At 56.6% G+C, this 18,704-nt stretch carries 19 protein-coding genes; 7 read left to right on the top strand and 12 right to left on the bottom strand.

Annotated elements, in window-relative coordinates; translation table 11 throughout:
• Positions 1-21: 21 nt before the first annotated feature.
• From asd to nadC, 6 genes are all read right to left on the bottom strand, one after another.
• The gene (gene asd, locus ACWWD9_RS11145) at positions 22-867 is read right to left on the bottom strand and encodes an archaetidylserine decarboxylase (RefSeq protein ID WP_455867048.1); all 846 of its coding nucleotides are present in this window, start codon (positions 865-867) and stop codon (positions 22-24) included.
• A gap of 153 nt (positions 868-1,020) precedes the next feature.
• Positions 1,021-2,037 (bottom strand): ketol-acid reductoisomerase, encoded by a 1,017-nt coding sequence (gene ilvC / locus ACWWD9_RS11140; RefSeq protein ID WP_013441438.1) that lies wholly within the window; start codon positions 2,035-2,037, stop codon positions 1,021-1,023.
• Positions 2,038-2,144: 107 nt separating this feature from the next.
• On the bottom strand, positions 2,145-2,636 hold the full coding sequence (gene ilvN, locus ACWWD9_RS11135) for an acetolactate synthase small subunit (protein WP_013441439.1): 492 nt from the start codon (positions 2,634-2,636) through the stop codon (positions 2,145-2,147).
• A 13-nt stretch (positions 2,637-2,649) separates the two neighbouring features.
• Positions 2,650-4,449 (bottom strand): acetolactate synthase 3 catalytic subunit, encoded by a 1,800-nt coding sequence (locus ACWWD9_RS11130; protein WP_255348599.1) that lies wholly within the window; start codon positions 4,447-4,449, stop codon positions 2,650-2,652.
• Between the two features lie 96 nt (positions 4,450-4,545).
• Entirely contained in the window at positions 4,546-6,327 is a 1,782-nt protein-coding gene (locus ACWWD9_RS11125) for a GspE/PulE family protein (protein WP_455867047.1), read from the bottom strand.
• 146 nt (positions 6,328-6,473) lie between these two features.
• Positions 6,474-7,337, bottom strand: a complete 864-nt coding sequence (gene nadC / locus ACWWD9_RS11120; protein WP_455867046.1) for a carboxylating nicotinate-nucleotide diphosphorylase — start codon at positions 7,335-7,337, stop codon at positions 6,474-6,476.
• 52 nt (positions 7,338-7,389) lie between these two features.
• Between nadC and ACWWD9_RS11115 the strand changes: the two genes are divergently transcribed.
• Complete coding sequence (locus tag ACWWD9_RS11115) at positions 7,390-8,001, top strand: glutathione S-transferase family protein (protein WP_159356551.1); 612 nt, start codon at positions 7,390-7,392, stop codon at positions 7,999-8,001.
• Positions 8,002-8,147: 146 nt separating this feature from the next.
• On the opposite strand, the gene mnmA is transcribed toward ACWWD9_RS11115, so the two are convergent.
• The 3 genes from mnmA to ACWWD9_RS11100 are packed head-to-tail and all read right to left on the bottom strand — an operon-like array spanning position 8,148 to position 10,368.
• On the bottom strand, positions 8,148-9,233 hold the full coding sequence (mnmA, locus tag ACWWD9_RS11110) for a tRNA 2-thiouridine(34) synthase MnmA (protein ID WP_013441445.1): 1,086 nt from the start codon (positions 9,231-9,233) through the stop codon (positions 8,148-8,150).
• On the bottom strand, positions 9,230-9,688 hold the full coding sequence (locus ACWWD9_RS11105; RefSeq protein WP_015829484.1) for an NUDIX hydrolase: 459 nt from the start codon (positions 9,686-9,688) through the stop codon (positions 9,230-9,232). Before ACWWD9_RS11105 ends, mnmA begins: the two co-directional genes overlap by 4 nt.
• Positions 9,689-9,732: 44 nt before the next feature.
• Positions 9,733-10,368 (bottom strand): YchE family NAAT transporter, encoded by a 636-nt coding sequence (locus ACWWD9_RS11100; RefSeq protein WP_013441447.1) that lies wholly within the window; start codon positions 10,366-10,368, stop codon positions 9,733-9,735.
• Positions 10,369-10,464: 96 nt separating this feature from the next.
• Here ACWWD9_RS11100 and ACWWD9_RS11095 point away from each other — a divergent pair, with 96 nt between their 5' ends.
• The 3 genes from ACWWD9_RS11095 to rng are packed head-to-tail and all read left to right on the top strand — an operon-like array spanning position 10,465 to position 13,089.
• Positions 10,465-11,013, top strand: a complete 549-nt coding sequence (locus ACWWD9_RS11095; protein ID WP_455867045.1) for a DJ-1 family glyoxalase III — start codon at positions 10,465-10,467, stop codon at positions 11,011-11,013.
• Positions 11,010-11,600, top strand: coding sequence for a Maf family protein (locus tag ACWWD9_RS11090; RefSeq protein WP_455867044.1), 591 nt, complete (start codon positions 11,010-11,012; stop codon positions 11,598-11,600). Before ACWWD9_RS11095 ends, ACWWD9_RS11090 begins: the two co-directional genes overlap by 4 nt.
• A gap of 31 nt (positions 11,601-11,631) precedes the next feature.
• Positions 11,632-13,089 carry a ribonuclease G gene (gene rng / locus ACWWD9_RS11085; protein WP_455867043.1) on the top strand — a complete coding sequence of 486 codons (1,458 nt, stop codon included), beginning with the start codon at positions 11,632-11,634 and terminating at the stop codon, positions 13,087-13,089.
• Positions 13,090-13,171: 82 nt separating this feature from the next.
• On the opposite strand, the gene ACWWD9_RS11080 is transcribed toward rng, so the two are convergent.
• The 3 genes from ACWWD9_RS11080 to ACWWD9_RS11070 form a co-directional block, all read right to left on the bottom strand.
• Positions 13,172-13,747, bottom strand: coding sequence for a YggT family protein (locus ACWWD9_RS11080; protein WP_159356516.1), 576 nt, complete (start codon positions 13,745-13,747; stop codon positions 13,172-13,174).
• A 1-nt stretch (position 13,748) separates the two neighbouring features.
• The gene (proC, locus tag ACWWD9_RS11075; RefSeq protein WP_455867042.1) at positions 13,749-14,561 is read right to left on the bottom strand and encodes a pyrroline-5-carboxylate reductase; all 813 of its coding nucleotides are present in this window, start codon (positions 14,559-14,561) and stop codon (positions 13,749-13,751) included.
• 77 nt (positions 14,562-14,638) lie between these two features.
• Positions 14,639-15,340 carry a YggS family pyridoxal phosphate-dependent enzyme gene (locus tag ACWWD9_RS11070; RefSeq protein WP_455867041.1) on the bottom strand — a complete coding sequence of 234 codons (702 nt, stop codon included), beginning with the start codon at positions 15,338-15,340 and terminating at the stop codon, positions 14,639-14,641.
• A 42-nt stretch (positions 15,341-15,382) separates the two neighbouring features.
• Here ACWWD9_RS11070 and ACWWD9_RS11065 point away from each other — a divergent pair, with 42 nt between their 5' ends.
• The 3 genes from ACWWD9_RS11065 (at position 15,383) to ACWWD9_RS11055 (ending at position 18,655) form a co-directional block, all read left to right on the top strand.
• Positions 15,383-16,426: a type IV pilus twitching motility protein PilT gene (locus tag ACWWD9_RS11065; protein ID WP_013441454.1), complete on the top strand. Its 1,044-nt coding sequence runs from the start codon at positions 15,383-15,385 to the stop codon at positions 16,424-16,426.
• Between the two features lie 48 nt (positions 16,427-16,474).
• Complete coding sequence (locus ACWWD9_RS11060) at positions 16,475-17,611, top strand: PilT/PilU family type 4a pilus ATPase (RefSeq protein ID WP_015829491.1); 1,137 nt, start codon at positions 16,475-16,477, stop codon at positions 17,609-17,611.
• Positions 17,612-17,686: 75 nt separating this feature from the next.
• Positions 17,687-18,655, top strand: coding sequence for a DUF72 domain-containing protein (locus ACWWD9_RS11055; protein WP_455867040.1), 969 nt, complete (start codon positions 17,687-17,689; stop codon positions 18,653-18,655).
• Positions 18,656-18,704 lie beyond the last annotated feature (49 nt).

The raw sequence follows: 18,704 nt of genomic DNA, 5'->3' as shown, positions 1-18,704 counted from the left end.
CTTGCGTGGGGCTGGTGCTAGCTAGCCCCTGTTTGCCATGGCTTCGCCCAGCCGGATCGGGCGGCCTTCCTGCCATACCGGATTAAACTGCAGCGGCTGTTTTGGAAAAAGCAGCACCACCGTCGAGCCCAATAAAAACCGACCCATTTCCTCATTCTGCTTGAGGTGAATCTGGTGCTCGGCATATTCCCATACCGAAATATTGCCCGGACGTGGCGGATTGACCACGCCATGCCAGGTTGTGGCCATGCTGCCGACGATGGTGGCGCCTACCAATACCAGCACAAACTTGCCATGCGCTGAGTCAAACTCGCATACCACGCGCTCGTTGCGCGCAAACAGGCCAGGTACGCCTTGCGCAGTCACCGGGTTGACCGAAAACAGATCGCCGGGGACGTAGGTCATGCGCAGCAGATGCCCATCGCATGGCATGTGGATGCGGTGATAGTCTCTGGGGCTGAGGTAGAGGGTGGCAAAGTGGCCATCCTGAAATTCATCTGCCAGTGCCTGATTGCCCGCCAGCAATGCGGTGGTGGAGTAGTGGTGGCCTTTGGCCTGAAAAATCTGGTCGCCAACAATGGGGCCGATCTGGCTGATAGCACCATCAACCGGGCATAGCCAGGTAGCCTCAGCGACGGGGCGGGCATCTGCGCGCAGGGGACGGGTGAAGAATTCGTTAAAACTGGCGTAGTGCTTGATATCGGGCTCAACAGCTTCTTGCATATTCACTGAGTAGCGAGCGACGAACCAGCGAATGATCGCTGTTGTTACCCAGCCCATGCGGGCATTGGCGACCCATCCGGCGAAAACGGTGATGGCCTGTTTGGGCAAGAGATATTGCAGGGAGACGGCGAGACGGTTCAACACACAAGATTCCGGATGGGCAATGAGCGGACTATTATAATGATAGCGGCCACAAGTCCCAAGGATGGCGGTGTGTAGGCAATAAAAAAGGCGATGCATGAGCATCGCCTTTTTCATGGTGTCATGCGTTGAATTTACGCATGACGGGGATGTTGCTTAGTTCTTGCTTTGGTCAACCAGCTTGTTCTTGGTGATCCAAGGCATCATGGCGCGCAGTTGGCCACCAACTTGCTCAATCGGGTGAGCAGCGTTCAGGCGACGACGTGCGGTCATGGATGGATAGTTGGTGCGGCCTTCAGCGATGAACTGCTTGGCGTATTCGCCAGTCTGGATGTTCTTCAGGCATTCCTTCATGGCAGCACGTGCCTGATCAGCAATCACGCGTGGGCCGGTCACATATTCACCGTACTCAGCGTTGTTGGAGATCGAGTAGTTCATGTTGGCGATGCCGCCTTCGTACATCAGATCCACAATCAGCTTCAGCTCGTGCAGGCACTCGAAGTAGGCCATTTCAGGCGCGTAACCAGCTTCGGTCAGGGTTTCAAAGCCAGCCTTTACCAGCTCAACCGCGCCGCCACACAGCACAGCCTGTTCGCCGAACAGATCGGTTTCAGTTTCTTCGCGGAAGTTGGTTTCGATCACGCCACCCTTGGTGCCGCCGTTGGCGCAAGCGTAGGACAGTGCAACATCCTTGGCCTTGCCGGATTGGTCCTGGTAAACAGCGATCAGGGTTGGTACGCCGCCGCCCTTCAGGTATTCGGAGCGTACGGTGTGGCCTGGGCCCTTGGGGGCAATCATGATCACGTCCAGGTCAGCGCGTGGCACGATCTGGTTGTAGTGAATATTGAAGCCGTGAGCAAATGCGACGGTAGCGCCTTGCTTCAGGTTGTTTGCGATGTCGGCATGGTAGATTTGCGGCATGGTTTCATCTGGCAGCAGAATCATGACCAGATCGGCCTGCTTCACAGCATCGGCGATTTCAGCAACCTGATGACCGGCATTCACGGCCTTGTTCCAGGAGCTGCCATCCTTGCGCAGAGCCACAGTCACATTAACACCGGAGTCCTTCAGGTTTTGTGCGTGGGCGTGGCCTTGAGAGCCATAACCGACGATGGTGACTTTCAGATTCTTGATCAGTGAAAGGTCGGCGTCTTTATCGTAATAAACTTTCATTTCAACTCCTAAATTTATAGTGTTTGGCGTGAGTCCGGATATTTGAAATCAGGTCTGGGCCATGCAGCGCCAGAAAACGGGCATCCAATTGCCCGAACTCACATTGATTAAATCTTGAGAATCCGGTCGCCGCGTCCGATGCCAGAGGCGCCGGTACGCACTGTTTCCAGTATGGCCGTCTTGTCCAGCGCTTCCAGAAACGCATCCAGCTTGCTGCCAGTGCCAGTCAGCTCAATGGTGTAACTGCCATCGGCCACATCAATGATGCGACCACGGAAGATATCGCACATACGTTTCATTTCGTCGCGGAAAGGGCCAGTGGCCTTTACCTTGACCAGCATCAGTTCGCGTTCGATATAACGACCATCGTTAAGGTCGAGTACCTTGACCACATCGACCAGCTTGTTGAGCTGCTTGATGATCTGCTCGATCACTTCGTCGGATCCGGAAGTGACGATGGTCATGCGTGACAATGTGGGATCTTCGGTAGGAGCCACAGTCAGGGATTCAATATTGTAGGCACGCGCCGAGAACAGGCCGGCCACGCGGGACAAGGCGCCCGCTTCGTTTTCCATGAGTAAGGAAATAATGTGTTTCATCTAACAGCTCGCTCTACAGTTCTTCGGCCAGAATCATCTCGGACAGCCCCTTGCCATTCGGCACCATCGGGAATACGTTTTCCTTCTGGTCGGTGAGGAAGTCCATGAATACCATGCGCTCTTTCAGCTTGGGGCCGAACGCTTCTTTCAATGCTGGCTCGACATCGGATGGCTTCTCGATGCGCATGCCAACGTGGCCATAAGCTTCCGCCAGCTTGACGAAGTCAGGCAGCGCGTCCATGTAGGATTCGGAGTAACGGTTGCCGTAGAAGAACTCTTGCCACTGGCGCACCATGCCCATATAGCGGTTGTTCAGGGTGATTACCTTGACCGGCAGGTGGAACTGCTTGCAGGTAGACAGCTCCTGAATACACATCTGTATCGAAGCTTCACCAGTCACACAGGCGACTTGCGCATCGGGGTAAGCCAGCTGCACGCCCATGGCGTAAGGCAGGCCCACACCCATGGTGCCCAGGCCGCCAGAATTGATCCAGCGACGTGGCTTGTCGAATTTGTAATATTGCGCCGCCCACATCTGGTGCTGGCCTACGTCCGAGGTGATGAAGGCATCGCCTTTGGTCACTTCCCACAGTTTTTCCAGCACGTATTGTGGCTTGATGATGTCGCTGTTGCGGTCGTAGCTCAGACACTTCTTGCTGCGCCAGGCTTCAATCTGGGTCCACCATGCCTGAATGGCCGCTTCTTCCGGTTTTTTGTCGGCAGCCGCTTTGAATTCGCCATCCAGCAGATCATTCATCTCGCCGAGTACGGACTGTACGTGGCCAACGATAGGCACATCCACCTTCACGCGCTTGGAAATGGAGGACGGGTCGACATCAATATGAATGATGGTGCGGCTCTTGCTGAAGAAGTGATCCGGATTGCCAATAACGCGGTCATCAAAACGCGCGCCGATGGCGATCAGCACATCACAGTCCTGCATCGCCATATTGGCTTCAAGGGTGCCGTGCATGCCCAGCATGCCGACAAACTGGCGGTCGGTGGCAGGGTAGCCGCCCAAACCCATCAGGGTATTGGTGATTGGAAAGCCCAGACGGCGTGCCAGCTTGACCAGCTGCTCGGACGCATCGCCCAGAATAATGCCGCCGCCCGTGTACAACATCGGGCGCTTGGCATCCAGCATCAGGCGCAGGGCTTTCTTGATCTGCCCGGAATGGCCCTTCAATATCGGATTGTACGAACGCATTTCCACGGTTTCAGGGTAGCTGAATGCGTGGAACTGGGCCGTGATGTCCTTGGGGATATCTACCACAACCGGGCCTGGACGGCCGGTGCCTGCAATATAGAAGGCTTTCTTGATGGTGGCAGCAAGATCCTTGATGTCCTTCACCAGGAAGTTGTGCTTCACACAGGGGCGGGTAATGCCGACCATGTCGACTTCCTGGAAGGCGTCCATGCCAATCGAGGGCGCAGGAACCTGACCGCTCAGCACTACCAGTGGAATCGAATCCATGTAAGCGGTCGCAATGCCAGTGACGGCATTGGTCGCACCAGGACCGGAAGTTACCAGCGCAACACCGACTTCGCCCGTGGCGCGTGCGTAAGCATCCGCCGCATGCACGGCAGCCTGCTCATGGCGAACCAGCACGTGCTTGAAGTGGGATTGATTGAAAATCGCGTCGTAAATGTTCAGGACAGCGCCGCCAGGATAGCCGAAAACGAATTTAACGTTTTCTTCCTGTAAGCAGCGAATAACGATTTCTGCGCCCGTGCATTGATTGCCCGTGGTCGGATTGCTAGGGTCTTCCATAAATCTTGCTGTTTTTACTGAGAATTGGGGAACCCTGAACAGTAACTGTTTGAATGTATTTGGTCAAGAATCAAAATGCGAAATTGACGGATGTACAAACATATTCGGCACAGATAATGAAATTTGCGCCAAAGAGGCTTATTCCAGAGGTGGCGCGACCTTGCTCAATTCTTCCATGGTGGTGAGTCCTGCCGCGATTTTTTCGGCGCCATTGATGAGCAATGGCTGCATGCCTTGCTTGTAGGCCATGGCACGAATTTTCGCCAGATCGGCATCCGGGGTGATGAGTTTTTTGATCTCGGGGGTGATGGTCAGCATTTCATAAATGCCGCTGCGGCCGCGATAGCCGGTCATGCGGCATTCCAGGCAGCCGGTAATGCCATGTGCATGTGCTGGCGCGGGCAGCTTCCATGGTGCGGTGTATTGATGCCACTGGTCGCTGTCTATGTTGATGGGCTGTTTGCAGGCAGGGCAGAGGGTGCGCACCAGCCGTTGCGCCATGATGCCGAGCACCGTGGACTGAATAAGGTAGGACGGCACGCCAAGATCCAGCAGGCGGGTAATGGCCGATGGCGCATCGTTGGTATGCAGTGTCGACAGCACAAGGTGACCGGTAAGCGCCGCCTGGATGGCCATTTCGGCGGTTTCCACATCGCGGATTTCGCCCACCATAATGATGTCCGGATCCTGGCGCAGCAGCGTGCGTATGCCATCGGCAAAGCTGAGGTCAATGTTCTGCTGCACCTGCATCTGGTTGAAGGCCGGCTCCACCATTTCAATCGGCTCTTCCACCGTGCAGACGTTGACTTCTGGCGTGGCCAGTTGCTTGAGGGTGGAATACAGCGTGGTGGTTTTGCCAGAGCCGGTGGGACCGGTGACCAGAATGATGCCGTTCGGTTGGCGGGTCCAGGCGCGCCATTGCGCATCTTGCGCAGGTGAAAAGCCCAGTTCGATGAAGTCCTTGACGATGACATCCGGGGTAAATACCCGCATCACCAGTTTTTCGCCAAAGGCGGTCGGCATGGTGGAAAGACGCAGCTCGACCTCATTGCCTTCGGTGGTCAGCGTTTTGATGCGGCCATCCTGCGGTCGGCGTTTTTCCACCATGTCCATGCGGCCCAGCAGTTTGATGCGGCTGGTAATGGCATTCATGATGGTGGAAGGCAACTGGTACACCTGATGCAGCACGCCATCAATACGGAAGCGCATGATGCCGATATTGCGGCGGGGTTCCAGATGGATATCGCTGGCGCGTTGCTCGAATGCGTATTTGAACAGCCAATCCACGATGTTGACGATGTGTTGCTCGTTGGCGTCCAGGTTCTTGTTCTTGCCCAGCTCCACCAGTTGCTCGAAGTTCTGTACCCCGATGATCTGCCCGGCCTTGGCCGTATTGGCGAGATTGATGGAGTTGGCGAGGTTGTACACCTCGGGCAGGTAGCGGTTGATCTCCAGCGGATTAGCGATGACCAGGCGTATCTTGAGATTCATGATGCGCTCAAGATCAGGAATCCAGTCGGTCAGGAAAGGCTCTGCGGTGGCAATGGTGGCTTCGTTGGCGCCTACCTTGACCGGCATGATCTTCAGCCGTTCGGCATAGGCTTTGGAGACGACTTGCGCTACCGATCCGAAATCCAGATTGAGCGGGTCTATGTGAAAGTAATCGAGGCCTACCCGTTTTGCCAGCCACTCGGTCAGGTTTTCAACGGACAAGGGCTTGTGTGGGCTTAGCAGGCTTTTCCACTTTTGTTCGCCGATGACGACCAGTGGATGCAGGTTGGATTTGTCCAGCTTGCGGTCTTTATATAACTGCTCGGCATCCTTTTTTTCCACCATGCCGTCATTCACCAGCATGCGCAATACATCGCCGATGGTGAGGCGGCCTTGCAAAGGTTTGGCTGTGGCAGCGACTTTGCTCATGTGGGGTCCTTCGGTATGCCCTGTTGTCATATTTCAGTCATTCAGGATAGTGGCAAACGCGCTCACGGGTCTAGCGTTTTTACGATTGTAAGTGTTGTTGTTTCAAGACTTTGAATCTTCACTCTTGAATCTTCACTCTTCGATATTCAGTCTTGAAACCGGAGCGATAAGTCTATCGCATGTACGTGTTTGGTCAGGCCGCCAATGGAAATGCGGTCCACACCGGTTTCCGCAATGGCGCGCACGGTCTTCAGCTCCACTCCCCCCGATGCTTCCAGAATGGCACGTCCGGCAGTCAGTGCCACTGCCTCGCGCATGCCGGCCAGATCAAAGTTATCCAGCAGGATTAATTCTGCACCTGCGGCCAGTGCTTCTTCAAGCTGAGCCAGGGATTCCACCTCAATCTGCAGGCTGGCATGCGAGCTCAATTTGATGGCGGCTTGCATCACCGCCGCAATACTGCCTGCAGCGGTAATATGATTTTCCTTGATCAGAATGCCATCGTACAAGCCCATGCGCTGGTTCACGCCACCGCCGACGGTGACCGCATATTTTTGTGCCATGCGCAGTCCGGGCAGGGTTTTACGGGTATCCAGAATTCGCGCTTTGGTGCCCTGCACCGCTTGCACGTAGCGCGCGGTGACCGTGGCGGTCGCCGACAAGGTCTGCAGGAAATTCAGCGCGCAGCGCTCGGCAGTCAGAATTTGCCGGGCATTGCCGGTGATGATGCACAAGGTTTGTCCGGCGGTGACTTCAGCCCCTTCGCTGATCTGCCACTGCAGCCTGGCTTGTGGAGCCAATCGCGCAAAGCAGGCCTCCACCCAGGGAATGCCGCATAGTATCGCCGGCTCGCGGCTGATCAAGGTGGCATGCGCATGCTGGTCGGCGGGTACCAGACTGGCGGTCAGGTCGCCGCTGGCAATGTCTTCGGCAATGGCCGCCTCGATATTGCGCTGGATCGCGCTTTGTAATTCGGGGGAGAGCAGGGGAACGGATAGGGTGGTGGTCATGATTTACATTATAATGCCGACTAAGCTTATCTTCGTCGAATCCTCCATCCTTATGAAGCTCTATTACTCACTCACCAGCCCTTATGCCCGCAAAGTTCGTGTGGTCGCTGCCGAAAAACGGATTGATATCGAGATGGTGCAGGTGGTGCTCTCTGACCCTGACTGCCCCGTGCCCGACCATAATCCCTTGGGCAAGATACCCGTTCTGGTGCTGGATGATGGGGAGAGCATTTTTGATTCGCGCGTGATCGTCGAATTTCTGGATCACCGTACCCCGGTGGCTCATCTGATTCCACAGGATCATGGGCAGAAAATTCGCGTTCGTCGCTGGGAAGCCCTGGCCGATGGCGTGTGCGATGCCGCCGTGGCGGTGATCATGGAAGGTCGCCGTGCGCCTGAAAAGCAGGATGCGGCTGCGCTGGAAAAACAGATGGGTAAAGTCACGCGCGGCCTTGCGGCCATGAATGATGAACTGGGCGCGGCCAAATGGTGTGTCAACGGCAACTTCAGTCTTGCGGATATTGCACTGGGCTGTGTGCTGGGCTACCTGGATCTGCGCTATGCGCATCTTGGCTGGAAAGACACCTACCCCAACCTGGCCCGGCATTATGCGGCCATGCTGCAACGCCCCTCGTTCAAGGATACGATGCCACCCGCCCAATAATGGCATGGCAGGCGGCGGTGCTGGGAGTCCAGTGCTGCAGCCTGCCGGTGTTCAATGCTGGGGCTTCAAGGTCATTTCTTCCGCCCCAGCTTCAAATGCGGCTGCCATCGAGCAGTCCAGCCACACTTTCTATCAAACGGCGCCTGTCAAACTGCGCGGGTAATGATGCCGCCACCCAAACACACCTGACTTTCATACACCACGGCGGATTGCCCCGGCGTGATCGCCCATTGCGGCTGGCCGAAACGGATTTCGGTTTCGCTTTCTTCCAGGCGATCAATCTCGCAAGGCGCATCTGGCTGGCGATAGCGGGTCTTGGCCGCATATACCCAATGCGTTTCCGGCGCTTCGCCTGCAATCCAGTGTAATTGGCTGGCCACCAGGCCATCGTTGCATAGCAGCGGGTGGTCATGGCCCTGCACGACGATCAGCACATTGCGCTGCATATCCTTGCCTGCCACAAACCACGGCTCGCCATTGCTTTCGCGCGAGCCGCCTATTTTCAGGCCCTGGCGCTGACCCAGTGTGTAATACATCAGGCCCTCGTGTTCGCCCACCACTTTGCCTTCCGGCGTTTGCATTTCGCCGGGTTCGCGCGGCAGGTAACGATTGAGGAACTCGCGGAAGGGACGCTCGCCGATAAAGCAGATGCCGGTGGAGTCTTTTTTGCCTGCCGTGACCAAGCCTTCGCGATGGGCGATTTCACGCACCTCGCGCTTCAGCAGGCCACCCAGCGGAAACAGGGTTTTGCTGAGCTGAAGCTGGTTAAGGCGATACAGAAAATAGCTTTGGTCCTTGCTGCCGTCTTCTGCCTTTAATAGCTGGAACAAGCCGTTTTTCTCACGCACTTGCGCGTAATGACCGGTCGCGATCAGGTCGGCGCCCAGGCCCATGGCATGATCCAGAAAGGCCTTGAACTTGATTTCCGAGTTGCAGAAGATGTCCGGATTCGGCGTGCGGCCCGCCTGATACTCTTCCAGAAAATTCTGGAAAACACGTTCTTTGTATTCCTTGCTGAAGTTAACCGCTTCCAGCTCAATGCCGATCTTGTCGGCGACCGCCGCGGCATCTATCAGGTCCTGCTTGGCCGGGCAGTATTCATCGGTGTCGTCGTCTTCCCAATTTTTCATGAAAAGACCCACGACGTCATAGCCTTGCTCCTTCAATAGCAAGGCCGTTACAGAAGAGTCGACGCCGCCGGAGAGGCCAACGACTACACGCTTTTTACTCATGGTTCACCGCGTTCCAGATGGGTAATGATGTTGAGCGGGAAACGTTGTCCCGCCAGGTAATGTTCGATGCAGGTCAGCACCTGCGGGCTGCGATGCAGCGCGCGGCATGCCTGGATTTCCTCCAGGCTCATCCACAAGGCGCGCCGTATGCCGCTATCCAGTGGCTGCTCGGGATCATGGTCGGACACTGCGCCAATAAAGGCATACCGCATATAGGTAATGTCTTTTTGCGGATGGTGCCACTGGTAAATGCCGAGCAAGGCCTGCGGCTCAAAGCGGTAGGCGGATTCTTCGCGGGTTTCGCGGATCACGGCTTCCAGCAGCGATTCGCCACGTTCAAGATGGCCCGCCGGCTGGTTGAAGCGCACGCCGTCGGCGGTGTCTTCTTCTACCAGCAGGAATTTGCCGTCCTGCTCAACGATGGCGGCGACAGTGGTGTTGGGTTTCCAGACCATGCAATTGCTTGAAAAATTGCATATTTTACCGCGCTTGCTACGGCTTAGCCATTCAAACCGGGAAAAAGTCCGCTAATACCCTGCGCAATGAACTCCACCGCCATGGCCGCCAGAATCAGGCCCATCAGGCGGGTCACGATGTTAATCCCCAGTGTTCCCAGCTTGTGAGCGATCGCCGAAGACAGTCGCAAGGTCAGCCAGATCAGCAGGCATACCGCGGCTACCGGCACAATCAATGACACATGCCCCCAGAAACCGGAATGCTTTTGCGCCGTGATGATCATGCTACTGATGGCGCCCGGCCCCGCCAGTAGCGGAATGCTGAGCGGCACTATGGCGATGACCTCACGCTCGGCGACTGCCTGGGCCTCTTCCGGCGTCTGCCGGGCGTGGCTTTGTTTGCCGTGCATCATGGAGATGGCGATCAGCATGACCAGTATGCCGCCACCGACCTGAAACGAGGGAATGCTGATGCTGAAAAAATCCAGAATGCCATTGCCAAGAAACGCCGAGGTCATCAGCACAACAAATACCGTCAGCCCAACCGTTTTGGCGGTGCGTGCCCTATCCTTGGGGCTCCAGCCATCGGTGGCGCTGATAAAGATAGGCACGCTGCCCACCGGGTTGACGATGGCAAACAGGGCAATGCCGGTTTTGAACAGGTAGGCCCATTCGCTCATAGCTTCAGATTCTCCGTGACAGGCTTCGGTTGGTGGTTTTTGTAGACATCAGTTAGTATTTGTCACCATTTGATTATAACTGCCGCACAAGGTTTTATGCCCTCTGTATTGATTCCACTGGCCCCAGGCTGTGAAGAGATGGAAGCCGTCATCGTGATGGACATTCTGCGCCGTGCTGGCGTGGATGTTGTGGCGGCCAGTTTGACGCCAGGCCCGGTGGTCTGTAGCCGTGGAACGCGCCTGCTGGCGGATGCCTTGCTGGATGAGGTGCTGCAGCAACCATTCGACATGCTGGTATTGCCCGGCGGCATGCCAGGTTCCGAGCATTTGAAAAACGATGCGCGCATTCAGGCACTGCTGACGCACTATGCTGCAGAAGGCCGCTATATTGCCGCCATCTGCGCGGCGCCCATGGCCCTGCATGCGGCCGGATTGCTTGAAGGCAAGCGCGCAACCAGCTTCCCCGGTGTGCTGGATCAGTTGCCGGGCACGCATCACTATTTGGAAGATGCCGTGGTCACAGATGGCAACATCGTCACCTCGCGCGGACCCGGCACGGCGATGTCGTTTGCGCTGGCGCTGGTGGGCTTGTTGTGTGGCGAAGCCAAGCGTCAGGCGGTAGAGGAACCCTTGCAGCGATCATGATGAAAAAACGCCTATACCTGGCATCGCGTTCTCCGCGCCGTGCCGAGCTGCTCCAGCAGTTGGGCCTGGAGACGATATTCATGGCGGCCGATGTGGATGAGTCACCGTTGCCCGATGAAGCCCCCCACGATTATGTGCTGCGCCTGGCGCAAGCCAAGGCGGAAACCGGCCTTGCCGCATTGCAGGCGCAGGGGGGTGAAGCCCTCCCCCTGCTCGCCGCGGATACCACGGTAGCGATTGATGGCCTGATACTTGGCAAGCCGGAAGACGATGCGGATGCCCGCGCGATGCTGTTGCGCATGTCCGGGCGCTGGCATGAGGTGCACACCGGTGTGGCTGTCGCCTCGGCATCTGGCGTGCATGTCCGTTTGTCTACCACCCGTGTGGAGATGACGACGCTGGACGAGGCCACCATTCAGGCTTACATTGCCACCGGCGAGCCGCGTGACAAAGCCGGGGCCTATGGCATCCAGGGCTTGGCCAGTACTTTTATTCGCCGTATTGAGGGCAGCTATTCCGGGGTGATGGGCTTGCCGGTATTTGAGACGTCCGAACTATTGAAGCAGGCAGGAATTTCCGTGTTGTGAACGTCATGCATGCATGGCAGAGAGCTGGTAAATGAGTGAAGACATTCTGATCAACGTGACCCCGCAAGAAACGCGGGTAGCCATTATCGAGCAGTGCATCGTGCAGGAGCTGCATATCGAGCGCAATACCTCGCTGGGTCTGGTGGGCAATATCTACCGGGGCCGCGTCTGCCGGGTGTTGCCGGGCATGCAGTCTGCGTTTGTCGAGATCGGCCTGCAGCGCGCGGCATTTCTGCATGTGGCCGATGTGCTGGAGTGCGCCAATAGCGACAAGGACAAGGAAAAAACCATCCAGGAAGTGCTGCACGAAGGCCAGCCCATCATGGTGCAGGTGATCAAGGAGCCGATAGGGACTAAAGGCGCACGCCTTACCACCCAGATCAGCATTGCCGGGCGCTTTCTGGTGTATCTGCCCCAGCAGCAGCATATCGGCGTGTCGCAGCGGATTGAAGACGAAGCCGAGCGCGAATTTCTGAAAGAGCGGTTGCTGAGGTTGTTGCCGGAAAACCGGCAGGGCGGTTACATCATACGCACTATGTCTGAGACCGCCACCGATGATGAGCTGCTGGCGGATGTGGATTATCTTAACAAGGTCTGGAGCAATATCCAGGCGGCCAGCCATGGCGCGGCAGACCGTTCGTTGGTGTTTCAGGATCTCAGCCTGCCCATGCGCGTGTTGCGCGATGTGGTGAACGAAGACACCGACCGCGTGCTGGTGGACTCGCGCGAGACTTACCAGAAACTATTGGAGTTTGGTCAGCACTACGCGATAGGTGCGGTGAAAAAGCTGGAACATTACCAGGGCGAGCGCCCGCTGTTTGATATGTACCACGTGGAGCAGGAAATCGAGCGTGCGATGTCGCGCAAGGTGGAGATGAAGTCTGGCGGCTATCTCATTTTTGATCAGACCGAAGCACTGACCACGGTGGACGTGAACACCGGCGGTTTCGTCAATGGCCGCAGTCTGGCCGACACCATCTTCAAAACCAATCTTGAGGCGTCGCAATGCATTGCCCGGCAGCTGCGCCTGCGAAATCTGGGCGGCATTATCATCATCGACTTCATAGACATGGATGAGGATGAACATCGCGTGGCGGTGCTGGATGAACTGAAACGCGCCCTGGCCAAAGACCGCGCCCGGACCGGTATCAGCGGGTTCTCGGCACTAGGCCTGGTGGAAATGACACGCAAGCGAACGCGCGAAAGTCTCGCGCACATCCTGTGTGAACCATGTCCGGCCTGTCAGGGCCGCGGTGAAATCAAAACTGCGCAAACCATTTGCTATGAAATCCTGCGCGAGCTGTTGCGGCATGCCCGCCAATTCACGGCGCGCGAGTTGCGCGTGCTGGCCTCGCCCAAGGTGATTGATCTGTTGCTGGATGAGGAGTCGCAGAGTCTGGCCAATCTGTCGGACTTTATTGGCAAGCCGGTATCGCTGCAGGCCGAAACCCAATATCCGCAGGAAAACTTCGACATCATCCTGATGTAAGGCGGCATGCTTGATAAATAAAAAACGGCGCGACCATTTGATCGCGCCGTTTTTTATTGGGTCTCTGCGAAGAGACTGTAGCTTAGAACAGCTTCAGGAATTGCAGCTCCAGTGGCGCCACGACCAGCATCAATAGCAATTGCGCGATGATGAAGACCAGAATCGGCGTCAGATCAAAGCCGCCTACCAGCGGTACCCGATTACGCAGCGGGGCCAATATGGGACGGGTCAAAGCATCCAGCACTGGAGTAATCACCGTGTAGGGATTCACCCAGCTCAGGATAGCCTGCAGGATAACGGCATACAGGAAGATATAAATGCTGAGCTTGATCAGCCCGACCACGGCGAGGCCCACCAGCGCAATCCATACGCCACCGCCTGCAACCATCAGCGGAAAATCACTCAACCATAATGAAGCGAGCTTCAATATCAGCTGGGCGACAAAAGCCACGATCAGCGTGGAGATATCCAGCCCGCCCCAGCCAGGAATCACCCGGCGCAGCGGCTTGACTGCAAAGTTGGTAATCGCCACGACGAATTGCGATGCCGGGTTTTTGAAAGGGGCGCCAGTCAGCTGCAGGTAAAAACGCAGCAGCGCGGCCAGGGTAAACATGCCGAGTATGGTTTCCAGCAGAAATTGCAAAGCGTTGGCGATCATGTCATTCCTTACCTAATTGGTCGCCCAGCTCGGCAGAGCGGGCGGCAGCAGCGTGAGCCGCCTGAATAATGGCGTTTTTAACCCCGGCGGTATCCATGGAGAGCAGAGCGCGTTCGGTGGTGCCGCCTTTGGAAGTCACCTGCGCGCGCAACGTGGCGGGCGTCTCGCTGCTCTGGGCGGCGAGGGCGGTTGCTCCAGCAAAGGTCTGCAGGCTGAGCAAACGGGCGTCTTCTGCACTCAGGCCCAGCTCCAGCGCGGCTTGCTGCATGGCCTCTATGAAATAAAACACATAGGCGGGGCCGCTACCGGAGATGGCGGTGACCGCATCCATTTTCTGCTCGGCATCCAGCCACACGGTTTTGCCCGCGGCCTGCATGATGGTATCGGCAATGTCTTTTTGTGCGGCGCTGACGGCAGGCAAGGCGTACAAGGCAGAAATCCCTGCCTGTATCTGCGCCGGTGTATTCGGCATGACGCGTACGATGGCCTGGTAACCGCCAAGCCAGCGCCCCAGATCCTGGCTGCGGATGCCGGCGGCAATCGAGATCACCAGCTGCTCATGCAGCAGGCTGCCCAGAAAGATGGCCAGGTCGCGCAGTTGCTGCGGCTTCACGGCCAGCACAATGACATCGGCACTGCTCACGCTGGGCAGTTGCTCGGTCACATGCACACCATATTCTGCGTGCAGTTGCTGGCGCTTGTCGGCATCCGGCTCGATGACGCTGATGGCATCCATGGCGTAGCCATTGCTCTGCAGGCCGCCGATAAGGGCGCGCGCCATATTGCCGCCGCCGATGAAACTGATTTTTGTCATGGTTTATCGTTCAGTATTTAAAGTTGTTTTGCGTTGCACTGTGTATTGCTGTTGTCCTCACATGCGCTCCCCGCAGGTCATGCCGTCGCTGCCTTCTTCGGACGTAGGCCGAAAATGGCCGAGCCCACCCGCACGATAGTGGCGCCTTCGCCTATGGCAACCGGAAAATCTTCCGACATGCCTATCGACAAGGTATCCAGCGCGATGCCTTGCTGCCTCAGCGCATCATACAGGGCGCGCACCATTCTAAACTGTGCACGTTGCAATTCCATATCGGGCGTAGGGGCAGGTATCGCCATCAGGCCGCGCAGTTGCAGGCGCGGCAATTGGGCGATGGCACTCGCCAAGGCATAAGCCTCCTCTGGCGCAATGCCGCTTTTGCTTTCCTCATGGCTGACATTCACTTGCAGGCATATCTGCAGTGGGGGCAGCTCCGCTGGCCTGGCCGCGTTCAGACGCTCGGCAATCTTGAGCCGGTCCACACCATGCACCCAGCTGAAATGCTGGGCGATAGGCTGGGTCTTGTTGCTCTGGATGGGCCCGATGAAGTGCCACTCAATCGGCAGGTCTTGCAGCAGCGCCTGTTTGTTCAGGGCTTCTTGCAGGTAATTCTCGCCAAACCGTCGCTGACCAGCGGCCCATGCATCGCGGATAGCATCGGCGTTTTGCGCCTTGCTGACGGCCAGCAGGGTAATCTCCTGCGGGTCGCGTCCAGCGGCCGTGGCCGACTGACAAATACGGGCTTGCACGGCTTGCAAGCGTTCTGTGATTGCGCTCATAATCCATTCATCATTTTTATAAAATTATAGCAGGAGCCTAGGGTGGATATTTCGGATTTGCTGGCGTTCTCGGTTAAAAACAAGGCTTCTGATTTGCATCTTTCCGCCGGTATGCCACCCATGATCCGGGTGCATGGCGACGTGCGCAAAATCAACCTGCCGTCCATGGATCACAGCCAGGTGCACGACATGGTGTATGACATCATGAACGACGGCCAGCGCAAGATTTACGAAGAAACCCTGGAGTGCGATTTCTCGTTCGAGATTCCCAATCTTGCCCGTTTCCGGGTCAATGCCTTCAACCAGAATCGCGGTGCGGGCGCGGTATTTCGTACCATTCCTTCCAAGATTCTGAGCATGGAAGAGCTGAACTGTCCGCCTATCTTCCGTGAAATCGCGCAAAACCCGCGCGGCATCGTGCTGGTGACCGGCCCTACCGGCTCCGGCAAATCCACTACGCTGGCGGCCATGGTCGATTTCATCAATGAAAACGAGTACGGCCATATCCTGACGGTGGAAGACCCGATTGAGTTCGTCCACACCTCGAAAAAGTGTTTGATCAACCAGCGTGAGGTCGGTCCACATACCCTGTCGTTCTCGAATGCCTTGCGCTCAGCTCTGCGTGAAGACCCTGACGTGATTCTGGTTGGCGAAATGCGCGACCTGGAAACCATACGCCTGGCCCTGTCGGCCGCTGAAACCGGCCACCTGGTGTTTGGCACCCTGCATACCAGCTCGGCGGCCAAAACAATAGACCGTATCGTCGATGTATTCCCCGCTGCCGAAAAGGAAATGGTGCGCTCCATGCTCTCCGAGTCGTTGCGGGCCGTGATCTCGCAAACCCTGTGCAAAACCAAAGATGAGCAGGGCCGTGTCGCCGCGCATGAGATCATGATAGGCACGCCAGCCATCCGTAACCTCATCCGCGAGAACAAGATTGCGCAGATGTATTCCGCCATCCAGACCGGGCAGAATGTGGGCATGCAGACGCTGGACCAAAACCTGCAGGAACTGGTGAAGCGCAATATCATTTCGGTGGGCGAAGCCCGAGGCAAGGCCGCCAACAAGGAATCCTTCGGCGGCTAAGCAGCTTTTCGTACGATTATTCAACACGTTTATTTAAGGTAGTCTTCCATGGAAGAAGGTCAGGCAGAGAAGTTTGTTTTTGATTTGTTGCGCATGATGATTGCCAAGAAAGCCTCTGATCTGTTCATCACGGCGGCCTTTCCACCGGCAATGAAGATCGACGGCAAGATGACGCCCATGAGCAGCCAGCCACTCACGCCCCAGCACGTGCGCGAGATTGCCCGCGCCATCATGAACGACAAGCAGGCTGCCGAATTCGAAGCGACCCGCGAATGTAACTTCGCCATCAGCATGCCGCGTGTGGCCCGGTTCCGGGTCAATGCCTTTGTGCAGCGTGGCTCGGTCGGTCTGGTATTCCGGACCATTACCTCGGCTATTCCCAAGTTTGATGACCTGCGCCTGCCCGAGGTGTTGAAGGAAGTCTCCATGACCAAGCGCGGCCTGGTGATTCTGGTCGGCGGCACGGGCTCCGGCAAATCCACCACGCTGGCGGCGATGATGGGCTACCGCAACGAAAACAGTTACGGTCATATCATCACCATTGAAGACCCGATTGAATTCATACATGACCACAAAAACTGCATCGTGACCCAGCGCGAAGTGGGCGTGGATACCGATAACTGGTTTGCCGCGCTGAAAAACACCCTGCGCCAGGCGCCTGATGTGATCATGATCGGCGAGATCCGCGACCGCGAAACCATGGACTACGCCATTGCCTTTGCCGAAACCGGCCACCTGTGCATGGCGACCCTGCACGCCAACAGCACCAATCAGGCGCTGGACCGTATCATCAACTTCTTCCCTGAAGAGCGTCGTCAGCAATTGCTGATGGATCTGTCGCTGAACATGCGGGCCTTTGTCTCGCAGCGTCTGATCCCCAAGCGTGATGGTCAGGGCCGTGCGGCGGCGATTGAGATCATGCTGAACTCCCCCCTTATTTCTGACCTGGTGCTGAAGGGCGAAGTGCATGGCATCAAGGAGATCATGGCGAAGTCACGTGAATTGGGCATGCAGACCTTTGACCAGGCCCTGTTTGATTTGTATGAGCGCGATGAAATCAGCTACGAAGATGCGCTGCGCAATGCAGACTCCATCAACGATATTCGCCTCAAGATCAAGCTGGAAGGCAAGGACGCGCAAGATCGCGATATGTCCTCCGGGCTCGATAAACTGGGAATAGTCTAGCTTTCAAACGCCGTAGTGATTGGTGCTGGTCATCTGGGGGGAAGAACTTTGCCCTGACTTCGCTTACCAACGGATATGGCAGCTGATATACGGATTGGTATTTCGGGTTGGCGATATCCTCCCTGGCGTGGCGTCTTTTATCCCGAAGACCTCACGCAGGCGCGGGAGCTTGAGTTTGCCTCCCGTGCGCTGCCCAGCATTGAGCTGAACGGCTCGTTTTATGGATTGCAGCGCCCGACCAGTTACCAGCGCTGGTATCAGCAAACTCCTTCCGATTTCATTTTCAGCATTAAAGCCACGCGTTATGTCACGCATATCCTGCGTCTGCGCGATATTGAGACTGCCATGGCGAATTTTTTTGCCTCTGGTCTGCTGGCACTTAAGGAGAAGCTAGGTCCCATCCTATGGCAATTCCCGCCCAGTTTTAAATTCGATGCTGCCCTGTTCGAGCATTTCCTGCAACAGCTGCCACGCGATACCCATGCCGCCGCTACGCTGGCCCGCCACCATAGTCCGGAAATGGCGGGCAAGACATGGTTTGAAGTGGATGAGAAGCGGCGCCTGCGGCATGCGGTGGAAATACGGAACGCCAGTTTTGAGCATGCGGAATTCATTGCCTTGTTACGCCAATATGGAGTGGCGCTGGTCGTGGCGGATACCGCAGGCAAATGGCCGTATATGGAAGATGTGACGGCAGATTTTGTTTACCTGCGCTTGCATGGCGATGCGGAGTTATACGCCAGCGGCTATGGCGAAGAGGCCTTGAAGCGCTGGGCGAAACGTATCAGCCAGTGGAGCCATGGTGATGAACCCGCTGACGCCAGTCGGGTTGCGGAAGCGGATGCTGCGCCATCTGCCAGGGCGCGGGATATCTATTGTTATTTTGATAATGACATCAAGGTGCGTGCACCGTTTGATGCCCGCAAGCTGTTGCAGGTGCTGGGCCGTGATCAGGGACTGGTGCCGCTGGATGCCTCCGCGCTGGAGAATGCGGTAAAGCCGCCGAGGAAGCGGGCGCCCCGCCGGCAATCGATAAAAAAATAACGCCAGCCGATGTGGCTGGCGTTTTTGCGATCTGCGGCCATGGTCAGGC

This window comes from Methylovorus sp. SPW-M1 (assembly GCF_053848825.1).
The sequence above is the reverse complement of the archived record's forward strand: the minus strand, read 5'-3'. Positions and strand labels throughout refer to the sequence as shown.

Coding starts and splice junctions, on each gene's coding strand:
- ACWWD9_RS11090 (WP_455867044.1), top strand. CDS start 11,010: ATGATGAAAAAACGCCTATACCTGGCATCGCGTTCTCCGCGCCGTGCC.
- mnmA (WP_013441445.1), bottom strand. CDS start 9,233: ATGAGTAAAAAGCGTGTAGTCGTTGGCCTCTCCGGCGGCGTCGACTCT.
- nadC (WP_455867046.1), bottom strand. CDS start 7,337: ATGACCACCACCCTATCCGTTCCCCTGCTCTCCCCCGAATTACAAAGC.
- ACWWD9_RS11095 (WP_455867045.1), top strand. CDS start 10,465: ATGCCCTCTGTATTGATTCCACTGGCCCCAGGCTGTGAAGAGATGGAA.
- ilvN (WP_013441439.1), bottom strand. CDS start 2,636: ATGAAACACATTATTTCCTTACTCATGGAAAACGAAGCGGGCGCCTTG.
- ACWWD9_RS11115 (WP_159356551.1), top strand. CDS start 7,390: ATGAAGCTCTATTACTCACTCACCAGCCCTTATGCCCGCAAAGTTCGT.
- ACWWD9_RS11080 (WP_159356516.1), bottom strand. CDS start 13,747: ATGATCGCCAACGCTTTGCAATTTCTGCTGGAAACCATACTCGGCATG.
- ACWWD9_RS11125 (WP_455867047.1), bottom strand. CDS start 6,327: ATGAGCAAAGTCGCTGCCACAGCCAAACCTTTGCAAGGCCGCCTCACC.
- ilvC (WP_013441438.1), bottom strand. CDS start 2,037: ATGAAAGTTTATTACGATAAAGACGCCGACCTTTCACTGATCAAGAAT.
- ACWWD9_RS11055 (WP_455867040.1), top strand. CDS start 17,687: ATGGCAGCTGATATACGGATTGGTATTTCGGGTTGGCGATATCCTCCC.
- rng (WP_455867043.1), top strand. CDS start 11,632: ATGAGTGAAGACATTCTGATCAACGTGACCCCGCAAGAAACGCGGGTA.
- ACWWD9_RS11070 (WP_455867041.1), bottom strand. CDS start 15,340: ATGAGCGCAATCACAGAACGCTTGCAAGCCGTGCAAGCCCGTATTTGT.
- ACWWD9_RS11100 (WP_013441447.1), bottom strand. CDS start 10,368: ATGAGCGAATGGGCCTACCTGTTCAAAACCGGCATTGCCCTGTTTGCC.
- ACWWD9_RS11105 (WP_015829484.1), bottom strand. CDS start 9,688: ATGGTCTGGAAACCCAACACCACTGTCGCCGCCATCGTTGAGCAGGAC.
- ACWWD9_RS11060 (WP_015829491.1), top strand. CDS start 16,475: ATGGAAGAAGGTCAGGCAGAGAAGTTTGTTTTTGATTTGTTGCGCATG.
- proC (WP_455867042.1), bottom strand. CDS start 14,561: ATGACAAAAATCAGTTTCATCGGCGGCGGCAATATGGCGCGCGCCCTT.